Consider the following 10,868-nt stretch of genomic DNA (forward strand, 5'->3'; position numbering starts at 1 on the left):
GGGATAGGGATCGTGAAGGCTCTCGTACTGTCCGGCGGGGCGGGCACCCGTCTGCGCCCCATCACCCACACCTCCGCGAAACAGCTCGTGCCCGTGGCGAACAAGCCGGTGCTTTTCTACGGCCTGGAGGCCATCGCGGAGGCGGGCATCACCGAGGTCGGCGTCATCGTCGGCGACACCGCGGAGGAGATCCGCGAGGCGGTCGGCGACGGCTCCAGGTTCGGGATAAAGGTCACGTATCTCCAGCAGGACGCGCCGCTCGGGCTGGCGCACGCCGTCCTCATCGCCCGTGACTTCCTCGGCGACGACGACTTCGTGATGTACCTCGGTGACAACTTCATCGTCGGCGGTATCACCGGACTGGTCGACGGTTTCCGCCGGGAGCGGCCCGACGCCCAGATCCTGCTGACCAAGGTGCCCAACCCGACCTCCTTCGGTGTGGCCGAACTCGACACCGAGGGGCGGGTGGTGGCCCTGGAGGAGAAGCCCGAGGAACCCAAGAGCGATCTCGCGCTCGTCGGTGTCTATCTGTTCACCCCGGCCGTCCATGAGGCCGTGCGCTCCATCGAGCCCTCCTGGCGCGGTGAGCTGGAGATCACCCACGCCATCCAGTGGCTGATCGACCAGGACCGCGACGTCCGCTCCACGACCATCTCCGGGTACTGGAAGGACACCGGCAACGTCGCCGACATGCTGGAGGTCAACCGCTCGGTGCTGGAGACCGTCGAGCCGTGCCGCGACGGATCGGTGGACGAGGCGACGGAGATCATAGGGCGGGTCAGGATCGAGGAGGGCGCGCGGGTCACCCGCAGCCGGATCGTGGGTCCCGCGATCATCGGCGCGGGCACGGTGATCAGCGACGCCTACATCGGTCCCTTCACCTCGGTCTCCGAGGGCTGCCGGATCGAGGACAGCGAGATCGAGTACTCCATCGTCCTGCGGGGCTCCTCCCTCACCGGTGTACGCCGGGTGGAGGCGTCGCTGATCGGCCGCGATGTCGAGATCACCCCCGCTCCCCGCAACCCGTCCGCCCATCGACTCGTCCTCGGCGACCACAGCAAGGTGCAGATCTCCTCATGACCCACAGGATTCTTGTGACCGGCGGTGCCGGTTTCATCGGCTCGCACTACGTCCGGACGGTCCTCGGGCCCCAGGGCCCCGGCGATGCCGAGCTGACGGTGCTCGACAAGCTCACCTACGCGGGCAACCCGGCCAACCTCGACCCGGTCCGTGAGCACCCCGGATTCGCCTTCGTCCAGGGCGACATCTGCGACGCGGAGCTGGTCGCCAAGCTGATGGCCGAGCACGACCAGGTGGTGCACTTCGCCGCCGAGTCGCACGTGGACCGCTCCATCGACGGCGGCGCCGAGTTCGTCCGTACGAATGTGGTCGGCACCCACACCCTGATCGACGCCGCGCACCGCGCCGGTGTGAAGACCTTCGTGCACATCTCCACCGACGAGGTCTACGGCTCCATCGACGAGGGCTCCTGGCCGGAGACCCATCCGCTGGAGCCCAACTCGCCCTACTCCTCGGCCAAGGCGTCCAGCGATCTGATCGCGCTGTCGTACCACCGCACACACGGCCTCGACGTACGGGTGACGCGCTGCTCCAACAACTACGGGCACCACCACTTCCCCGAGAAGGTCATCCCGCTGTTCATCACCAATCTGCTGGACGGCAGGAAGGTCCCGCTGTACGGCGACGGCGGCAACGTCCGCGACTGGCTGCACATCGACGACCATGTCCAGGGCATCGAGCTGGTCCGTACGAAGGGCCGGGCCGGCGATGTCTACAACATCGGCGGCGGTACGGAGCTCTCCAACAAGGAGCTGACCGGACTGCTGCTGGAGGCCTGCGGAGCCGACTGGGACACCAGCGTCGAGTACGTCACCGACCGCAAGGGCCACGACCGCCGCTACAGCGTCGACTGCGCCAAGATCCGTACCGAGCTGGGATACGCGCCCCGCAAGGACTTCGCCACGGGCCTCGCGGAGACCGTGGCCTGGTACCGCGACAATCGCGCCTGGTGGGAGCCGCTGAAGGGACGTGCGGCGCTGTGAGCGGCTGGCTCGTCACCGGCGCCGGCGGAATGGTGGGCCGGGATCTGCTGGCCGGGCTCGCCGCGGCCGGGGAGTACGCGATCGGTCCGGACCGTACCGCGCTGGACATCACCGACGCCGACGCGGTCCGTGCCGTGCTGGAGACGTACGCGCCGGCCGTGGTGGTCAACTGCGCGGCCTGGACGGCCGTGGACGACGCCGAGGCCAAGGAGGCCGAGGCGCTGGCGGTCAACGGCACCGGGCCCCGGGTCCTGGCCGAGGCGTGCGCCGCCTCGGGCGCCGTGCTGATCCAGGTCTCCACGGACTACGTCTTCGCCGGCGACGGACAGACGCCCTACGGGGAGTACGACCCCACCGGCCCGCGCAGCGCCTACGGCCGCACCAAGCTGGCCGGGGAGCACGCGGTGCTCGACACCCTGCCGGAGACGGGCTACGTGGTCCGTACGGCCTGGCTGTACGGAGCGGGCGGCGGGAACTTCGTCCGCACGATGATCAGGCTGGAGTCCGTCAAGGACACCCTCGACGTGGTGGACGACCAGCGCGGCCAGCCGACCTGGACCGGCGATCTCGCGGATCGGCTGGTACGGCTCGGCAGGGCGGCGCTCGAAGGAGCCGCCGAGCCGGGGATCTACCACGGCACCAGCGGCGGCGAGACGACCTGGTTCGGCTTCACCCGGGAGATCTTCCGGCTGCTCGGCGCGGACCCGGAGCGGGTCCGTCCGACGACCAGCGAGGCCTTCGTACGGCCCGCGCCCAGGCCCGCCTACAGCGTGCTGGGACACGAGCGGTGGAAGCGGGCCGGGATCGAACCGATCAGGGAGTGGCGGGCGGCCCTCGAAGAGGCTTTTCCCGCCCTGGTCGCGGCAGAGCGCCAAACGGGTGTTACTGGCCGGTAGATGTTTACGTACAACCTCTGTGCCCACTAAGTTCACTGAGAATCAATCCCCAGTTTTGATTCTCAGTGAAGGGCCCCTTACGTGGATCGCCACGGCTTCCTGCGCCAACTGCACCGTGTGTACAAACCCCGCAACTATCTGGAGATCGGGGTCAATGACGGGCGCAGCCTGGCACTGTCCCGGGTTCCGTCGGTGGCTGTCGACCCGGCGTTCCGGGTCGTCACGGACATCAGCTGCGATGTCCATCTGGTCAAGGCCACCAGCGACGACTTCTTCGCCCGCAAGGATCCTCTGATCCATCTGCGCACCGGACGCAACCCGTTCCGCGCGCTGGCCCGCCGGGACCCGGTCCATCTGTTCGGCGGCGAGCCGAGGCTGGAGCTGTCGTTCATCGACGGCATGCACCTGTTCGAGTACGCGCTGCGCGACTTCATGAACGTGGAGAAGCACTCCCGCTGGTCCAGCGTGATCGTCCTGGACGACATGCTGCCGCGCGACGTGGACGAGGCGGCGCGCGACCGGCACACCAAGTTCTGGGCGGGCGACGTCTACAAGGTCGCCCAGGTGCTGCGGCGCTTCCGGCCCGATCTGCTGGTGGTCGATGTCGACACCGAGCCGACCGGGGTGGTGGCCATCTTCGGCGCGAATCCCGAGAGCACGGTACTGAAGGACAAGTACGACAAGATCATCGAGGAGTATGTCGTACCGGACCCGCAGAACGTGCCCGACGAGGTGCTGGTCCGCAAGAACGCGGTACGGCCCGAGTCGCTGCTCGGCGCCGGATTCTGGACGGGCCTGTCGCGCGCCCGCAATCTGCGCCGTCCCCGGTCGTACGAGGTCGGCCCCGCCGTACGGGATCAGCCGCGGGCCGCCAGTTCGGCGTAGTACGCCCGGCACTCCTCGTACGAGGGCAGCAGGCCCCGGGCCTCCGCCTCGGCCAGGGTCGGGGCCGCCGCGTCCTTCTCGGAGAGCAGCGGAGTGATGCCCCGGGGCCACTCGATGCCGAGCTCCGGATCCAGCGGATCGATGCCGTGCTCGCGCCCCGGGGCGTATCCCTCGGAGCACAGATAGACGACGGTCGCGTCGTCCGTCAGCGCCATGAACGCGTGGCCGAGCCCTTCGGCGAGACAGACCGCGTGGTGGTCCACATCGTCCAGCCGTACGGCCTCCCACCGCCGGTAGGTGGGAGAGCCCACCCGGATGTCCACGATGACGTCGAGCACCGCGCCGCGCACACACTTCACATACTTGGCCTGGCCGGGAGGCACATCGGCGAAGTGGATCCCGCGCAGCGTGCCACGGGCGGACACCGAGCAGTTGGCCTGGGCGAGCCGGAGGGTGTGGCCGGCCGACGCGGTGAAGTCGGAGGCCTGGAACCACTCGTGGAAGCTGCCACGGCTGTCCTGGAAGACCTTCGGTTCCTGGACCCAGGCGCCTTCGACGGAGAGCTGCCGCATGTGATCACGTCCTTGTTCTGGTGGCACGGTGCCGTACGGCGTTCCTGCCGCACGGTGTTCTTGTCGCACGGAGCGTGCTGTTCGGGGAGACGGGGGAAGGCGCCGCGCGGCCGGGTCAGAAGCGGGCCGCGAGACGGCGTACCTTCTTGCGCGCCGAGGAGGGCAGCCGCCGTACGATCGGCCCGCCCGCCGAGCGGAGCAGCCGCCGCAGGGCCGCCCTGCGGCGCCGTACCGTGACCGCCCGTACGAGTGCGGCGTCGACGACGGCCACGTCACCGCGATCGAGCCTGATCCGGCCGCCGGCGGTCACGGGCACCTCGCAGAGCGGGAGTTCGGCGCCCTTCGGACCGTCCAGCCGCACCGAGAGCCGCGCCGGGCCGGGGGGCAGATCCGCCACGCGCGCGGGCACGCCGAGATGTGCCCGGCCGTGGTCGGGGCGCAGGGTGGCGGGCAGGGTACGGGTGGTGCCGTCGGCGGCGGTCACGATCAGCTCGGCGGCCCGGGAGCCGGACCTGGTGCCGGTGAACACGTCGAGCCGCAGCTCGGGCCGGCCGCCGCCGGGCATCCGCCGTACCGGCCGGTCCGCGAGGTGGGCGGCCAGCTTCTTGGCGCGGCCCGCGACATCGAGGGTGAGATTGCCGTGCGGATCGGTGAAGTACGGGATGACCGGGCGCGCGGGCGAACCGAGCACCGCGGGCAGGCACTTGGCGTCCACGTGCGGCGCGCGGTCGGCGCCGAGCCGGGCCTTCCGTACGAGCCCGAGTCCGCGCAGCGGCACCCAGATGTCCCAGAAGCCGCGGGAGACCCGGCCGCGTCCCTTGACCGCCTCGCTGGTGACATGGCCCCGGCCGCGCAGCACGACCTCGTAGCTGTCGCCGTCCAGCTTCTCGACCTCGGCCGAGAAGTCGACGGGACACGGCCACTCGACGGCGGTCTCGCGGTTGCGCAGGGACAGTTCGCCCTTGAAGCCGTCCATGTCGTCGGAGACGTCGAGGAGTTCACCGGCGGGCAGCAGCCCCTCGGTGATCTCCGGGTGCAGGAAGTACCGGTTGTCGCGACGGACCAGACGCAGCGGCTCCTTGTCCTCGCCGTGGACCAGACGGCCCGTCAGCGAGAGGGCGATCCTGCCGTCGGACTCCCATTCGAAGTCCTCAAGACGGGCGGCGCCCTTGACCGAGGAGGCGAAGCGGGCGACCTTCACCAGCCCTTCGCGGTCGTCGGCGCGCAGCAGGGTGGAGCGCAGCCGGGTCAGCGAGCCGAGCCCCTCGTGCACCCCGTCGTTCATGAAGTCCTCGGCGAGCGGGCGGATGACGTCGACCATCTCGTCCAGATACTCGGGAGTGAACTTGAGCACACCCGGCTCGCTCAGCCGGCCGAGCATCTCGACGCGGTAGAAGCGGCGCAGCAACCGGTCCCGGAATTCACCCGGTTCGGTGTTGTCCACGACGACCTGGAGGACCTCACGGAGGTTGCCGTAGTAGCCGGACGGCACGAGCCTGGCCGATCCGGCGTTCTGGCCGTCGTCCCGCTTCGAGTAGTAGTAGCAGGTGTAATTCCCCAGGATCGACACGACCTTCGCGGGGAAATACGACTGCATCATGTAGAGCTGGTCCTCAAGGCGCCGCTTGCCCTCGGGATAGGCGATGCCGTTCTCGCGGAGGAACTCCGTACGGAACATCTTGTGCGGCGTGAGGCTGTCGTAGAGCGGTGCGTCGGTCAGGTCGCACTTCTCGCGGTTCGTCCGGAACACCCCGTGCGGCACGCCGCGGAAATTCGACGCGACCTTGCCGATCACGATGTCGGAGCCGTTGCGGTGGCCCATCTCGTAGAGCCTCCGCAGGGCGTCGGAGGCCAGGTGGTCGTCCTGGTCGAGGAACTGGACGTACTCGCCCTTCGCCTCGGACACGCCGATGTTCCTGGGCTTTCCGGGCCAGCCGGAGTTAGGGATGTGGATCACCCGGAGGTGCGGGTGCTCGTCCGCCAGTTTGTCCAGTCGGCCGGGAGTGTCGTCCGTCGAGCCGTCATCCACGAACAGCACCTCGAAATCGGCGGCCGGCAGTGTCTGGGCCAGCAGTGAATCGATGCACGGATCGATGTACTTACCCGGGTTGTAAACCGGAATGACGACGCTCACTTTTACTGGCATTTACTGGTGGCCCATCTCGTGTGTGATTGCCCGGCGTGCTACACGGGGGGAAGGGGGCGCCGCCGTCGGCGAAGCGAGGAGCGCTGCCGAGAGCCAGCCTAGCCCTGCTCGGAGCGCGATGTTTCCCCACCGTTGTCACACCTGACAGACTGCTGTCACTCGCATCCGGTTGTGCGGTGGCCGGGATTGTGTCGGGAAAACGCGCCCCGGGCCCTCGTCCCACCCACTGAAAAGGCGTGCCGTCCCCGGGCGTGGCCCGCGTACGCTGACCGGTCGTAAGGCGCCCCGACGGTGAGCCTTCGACGGCGGGGCGCGGCGGGCGCGGCGAAGAAGCGCAGTGAGAGCAGAGGCAGAGCACGTGGCAGCGGCACGGCAGGACGCGGCGGGACAACGGGGCGCGGACGCGGCGGAGCGGCCGGAGCCGGTGGAGGGTCCTGAGCGCGTCGACGGGCCCGGCCGGGATGACGCGCCGGGGCCGGTCGGACGGGCCGAGGTCGTGGCGCGGGCCCGCAGAATCGTCGTCAAGATCGGCTCCTCCTCGCTCACCACCGCCTCCGGAGGGCTCGACGCCGACCGTGTCGACGCGCTTGTCGATGTGCTCGCCCAGGTCAGAAGGGGCGGCGAGAAGGAGATCGTGCTGGTCTCCAGCGGTGCCATCGCCGCCGGACTCGCACCGCTCGGGCTGATCCGCCGTCCCCGCGACCTGGCCCGGCAGCAGGCCGCGGCGAGCGTCGGGCAGGGGCTGCTGGTCGCCCGTTACACCGCGTCCTTCGCCCGGTACGGCGTCCGCGTCGGACAGGTGCTCCTCACCACGGACGACACCAGCCGCCGGGCCCACTACCGCAACGCCTACCGCACGCTCGACCAGCTCCTCGGCATGGGCGCCGTGCCCGTCGTCAACGAGAACGACACGGTCGCCACGGAGGAGATCCGGTTCGGCGACAACGACCGGCTGGCCGCCCTCGTCGCCCATCTCGTCCGGGCCGATCTGCTCGTCCTGCTCTCGGACGTCGACGGGCTCTACGACGGCGATCCCAGCAGGCCCGGCACCACCAGGATCGCCGAGGTGCGCGGCCCCGCCGATCTGGCGGGCGTCTCCCTCGGCAGCGCGGGCAAGGCGGGTCTGGGCACCGGCGGCATGGTCACCAAGGTCGAGGCCGCCGCGATCGCCACCGAGGCCGGTGTCCCGGTGGTGCTGACCTCGGCCAGCCACGCCGCCGACGGTCTCGCGGGCCGTGACACCGGTACGTACTTCCACCGCACGGGACGCCGCTCGGCGGGCCGGCTGCTCTGGCTCGCGCACGCCTCCACCCCGCAGGGCGCGCTCACCCTGGACGACGGCGCCGTACGGGCCGTCGTCCAGCGGCGCACCTCGCTGCTGCCCGCCGGGATCGCCGCGGTGGAGGGGGAGTTCAGCGCCGGGGACCCGGTCGAGCTCCGGGACGGCGAGGGCCGGGCCGTCGCCCGGGGGCTGGTCAACTTCGACGCGAAGGAGATCCCGCAGCTCCTCGGCAGATCCACCCGGGAACTCGCGCGCGAACTGGGTCCCGCCTACGAGCGTGAGGTCGTACACAGGGACGACCTGGTCATCCTGCGTCCCTGACCGCGCCCCTGAAACGGCTGAAACTCCTGTCTTTGAACAGGGACCTTTACCAAAACCGCCCCATGCCGCGCCCGGGACTGGTCAACTTTGTCTCAGGGGTATCAGGCGGGGAACAGCACGACGACGCAACAACAGGAGGCCGCTGGTGAGACGAGCGCGCCCGGGGGCGGTGCCCCGAGGGACCGGGGGCAGCGTCCGTGCCCGCGGGGCCAAGGCGGAAGAACGGGCTCTGACCAGCGTCGAAGCAGGGGAAGACTTCGACGGCGAGCGACAGCGGGAGACCGTATCGAGAACGGAGGCGCGCCGGGAGGGCCTGGCGGTGTCGAAGCTGTGGCACATCACGCTGAGCGTCTCGGGCGGCGAAACTCCGCTGACGGAGGTCCGGCGTGGCTTGGAACAGCTTGCCCACGACCATCCTTTTCTGCTCACGAGCCGCTACGCGAACGACCACGCGGAGATCCGCTACTGGGAAGAGGCCAGAGATCTGCACGACGCCGCCGCGGTGGCCCTGCGGCTCTGGGGCGAGCACCGGTCCAGCGCGAAGCTGCCGCCGTGGGAGATCGTCGGCCTCGAGGTCATCGACCGTGAGACGTACCACCAGCGGATCGCGGAGGGATACGGTCCGCCGCCGGCGGCTCCGGTGGGCGTCCATCCCTTCTGACGCGTTTCCGGCGCGCCGACGCGATGTCCGGCGCCCTCACGCGTCGGCGCACACCCCGCCGGCGCACATCCATCCGGTCGCGACCGATTGCGCCTGATCACGTCCGGTCGCGTCCGATCACGTTCCTTCAGGTCCGTATGCGCTCCGGGCACGGCCACGCGTTCCGGTATCCGCTCGGAAGTGTCTCGGAGTACGGAATACGTGCGGAATGCCCGCAGGAGGCGCACTACCCTGCGGGCATGACCTCGCTCTCGCCGTACGACAACCTCTCCCCGGTCGCCAGGGCCGCCTACCGGTCCCGTGCCGCGGCCGGCGACCTCGCGCCGCTGCCGCGCGCGGCCAAGGACGACGCACTGCTGGCGATCGCGGACGCGCTGGAGGTCCGTACGCACGAGATCGTCACGGCCAACGCCGAGGACGTGGCCCGTGCCCGGGAGGCCGGCACGAGCGAGGCGGTCATCGACCGGCTCACCCTGACCCCGGAGCGGGTACGGGCCATCGCGGCGGACGTACGGGACGTGGCGGCGCTGCCCGATCCGGTCGGTGAGGTCGTCCGCGGTTCGACGCTGCCGAACGGCATCGACCTGCGCCAGGTGCGGGTGCCGCTCGGCGTGGTCGGGATCATCTACGAGGCACGCCCCAATGTCACCGTGGACGCCGCCGCCCTCTGCCTGAAGTCCGGCAACGCCGTGCTGCTGCGCGGCTCCTCCTCGGCGCTCTCCTCCAACACCGCGCTCGTCCGGGTGCTGCGCGACGCCGTCGGCGGGGCCGGACTGCCCGCGGACGCCGTCCAGCTCGTACCGGGCGAGGGCCGCGAATCCGTACAGGAGCTGATGCGGGCGCGCGGACTGGTCGACGTACTGATTCCGCGCGGTGGCGCCTCCCTGATCCGTACGGTCGTCGAGGGATCCAGCGTGCCCGTCATCGAGACCGGCACCGGCAACTGCCATGTGTACGTCGACGCGCAGACCGATCTCGACATGGCCGTCGAGATCCTGATCAACTCCAAGGCGCAGCGGCCCAGTGTCTGCAACGCGGCCGAGACGCTGCTGGTCCACCAGGACATCGCGGCGGCGTTCCTGCCGCGCGCGCTGGACGCGCTCGCCGACGCCGGGGTCACCGTCCACGCCGACGAGCGGGTGCTGGCCTACGCGGAGGGCTCGAAGGCGACGGTCGTGGCGGCCACCGCGGAGGACTGGGAGACCGAGTACCTCTCGTACGACATCGCCGCCGCCGTGGTGGACTCGCTGGAGGCGGCCGTCGCCCATATCCGGCTCTGGTCGTCCGGCCATACGGAGGCGATCGTCACCACCTCGCAGGCGGCGGCCCGGCGTTTCACCCAGTTGGTGGATTCCACGACGGTCGCCGTGAACGCGTCCACGCGCTTCACGGACGGCGGACAGTTCGGCTTCGGGGCCGAGATCGGGATCTCCACGCAGAAGCTGCACGCGCGCGGGCCGATGGGGCTGCCGGAGCTGACGTCGACGAAGTACATCGTCACCGGCGACGGTCACGTCCGGTAGCGCCGGCCGCGGTCATGTCCGGTGGCCGGGTGCGGGGTTCCGGTCAGCGGGCACCGTGAACGAAGTCGGGAGAGTTCGGACTCCGCCTGCCCAAAACGACCGCCCAGGTCTACTCTGAAGAGGTGCCGGACGACGTGGGGGGCAAGCCGTTCCCGGACGGCTGGGAGCCCGACGACGACCGCGGAGGAGCGGACGAGGAGTTCGCCTCCGTGGTGTTCGACGAGGACTTCGTCCGGTCGGCCGCCGTCCATGAACCCTCCGCCGTGGAACGCCTGCTGGCCGCCGCCCAGGCGCGCGCGGAGGCCGAGGCGGCACGGGCCAGGGCCGGCGGCGGACCGCCCGAGGACGAGCTCTACGAGGAGCTGTACGGCCGGGACGGCGTGTACGGCTCCGAGTATCCCTACGACGGCGAGTACGACCCCGACGACCCGGACGCGTCCCTCGGCCCGTACGGACGCCATGGCGGCGCCCTGCGTCCGTACCGCGGCAGCGCCCGCTGGCACCGCCCGGTCGCCTGGC

10 protein-coding genes are annotated in these 10,868 nt (G+C 70.2%); 8 read left to right on the top strand and 2 right to left on the bottom strand.

What is annotated here, in order from left to right; translation table 11 throughout:
* Positions 1-12 precede the first annotated feature (12 nt).
* The 4 genes from BFF77_RS06840 (at position 13) to BFF77_RS06855 (ending at position 3,844) form a co-directional block, all read left to right on the top strand.
* Complete coding sequence (locus tag BFF77_RS06840) at positions 13-1,080, top strand: glucose-1-phosphate thymidylyltransferase (protein ID WP_066944906.1); 1,068 nt, start codon at positions 13-15, stop codon at positions 1,078-1,080.
* Positions 1,077-2,063 (top strand): dTDP-glucose 4,6-dehydratase, encoded by a 987-nt coding sequence (gene rfbB, locus BFF77_RS06845; protein WP_066944908.1) that lies wholly within the window; start codon positions 1,077-1,079, stop codon positions 2,061-2,063. The genes BFF77_RS06840 and rfbB overlap by 4 nt, the downstream gene beginning before the upstream one ends.
* Complete coding sequence (gene rfbD, locus BFF77_RS06850; protein ID WP_079124894.1) at positions 2,060-2,959, top strand: dTDP-4-dehydrorhamnose reductase; 900 nt, start codon at positions 2,060-2,062, stop codon at positions 2,957-2,959. Before rfbB ends, rfbD begins: the two co-directional genes overlap by 4 nt.
* Positions 2,960-3,040: 81 nt before the next feature.
* A complete protein-coding gene (locus tag BFF77_RS06855; protein WP_066944910.1) occupies positions 3,041-3,844 on the top strand; it encodes an O-methyltransferase in 804 nt (267 codons plus the stop codon).
* Here BFF77_RS06855 and rfbC read toward each other — a convergent pair.
* A complete protein-coding gene (gene rfbC, locus BFF77_RS06860) occupies positions 3,817-4,416 on the bottom strand; it encodes a dTDP-4-dehydrorhamnose 3,5-epimerase (protein WP_066944921.1) in 600 nt (199 codons plus the stop codon). The two genes, BFF77_RS06855 and rfbC, sit on opposite strands and share 28 nt — an antisense overlap.
* Before the next feature lie 115 nt (positions 4,417-4,531).
* Entirely contained in the window at positions 4,532-6,550 is a 2,019-nt protein-coding gene (locus BFF77_RS06865; RefSeq protein ID WP_245703291.1) for a glycosyltransferase family 2 protein, read from the bottom strand.
* 508 nt (positions 6,551-7,058) lie between these two features.
* On the opposite strand from BFF77_RS06865, the gene proB reads away from it, so the two are divergent.
* The 4 genes from proB to BFF77_RS06885 all read left to right on the top strand — a co-directional run.
* Complete coding sequence (gene proB / locus BFF77_RS06870) at positions 7,059-8,165, top strand: glutamate 5-kinase (protein ID WP_066944946.1); 1,107 nt, start codon at positions 7,059-7,061, stop codon at positions 8,163-8,165.
* Positions 8,166-8,310: 145 nt separating this feature from the next.
* Positions 8,311-8,826 carry a hypothetical protein gene (locus tag BFF77_RS06875; RefSeq protein ID WP_066944929.1) on the top strand — a complete coding sequence of 172 codons (516 nt, stop codon included), beginning with the start codon at positions 8,311-8,313 and terminating at the stop codon, positions 8,824-8,826.
* A 239-nt stretch (positions 8,827-9,065) separates the two neighbouring features.
* Positions 9,066-10,349 (top strand): glutamate-5-semialdehyde dehydrogenase, encoded by a 1,284-nt coding sequence (locus BFF77_RS06880; protein ID WP_066944933.1) that lies wholly within the window; start codon positions 9,066-9,068, stop codon positions 10,347-10,349.
* A 122-nt stretch (positions 10,350-10,471) separates the two neighbouring features.
* Positions 10,472-10,868 (top strand): SCO2584 family spore wall biosynthesis protein (locus tag BFF77_RS06885; RefSeq protein ID WP_066944936.1); only part of this gene is annotated, 397 nt, incomplete at its 3' end.

It is taken from the genome of Streptomyces lushanensis, assembly GCF_001700515.1.
Lineage (GTDB): Bacteria > Actinomycetota > Actinomycetes > Streptomycetales > Streptomycetaceae > Streptomyces > Streptomyces lushanensis.

What these genes read in the sequence shown, in the direction of transcription:
- BFF77_RS06880 (WP_066944933.1), top strand. Translation starts at nt 9,066, where the DNA reads ATGACCTCGCTCTCGCCGTACGACAACCTCTCCCCGGTCGCCAGGGCC.
- rfbC (WP_066944921.1), bottom strand. Translation starts at nt 4,416, where the DNA reads ATGCGGCAGCTCTCCGTCGAAGGCGCCTGGGTCCAGGAACCGAAGGTC.
- rfbB (WP_066944908.1), top strand. Translation starts at nt 1,077, where the DNA reads ATGACCCACAGGATTCTTGTGACCGGCGGTGCCGGTTTCATCGGCTCG.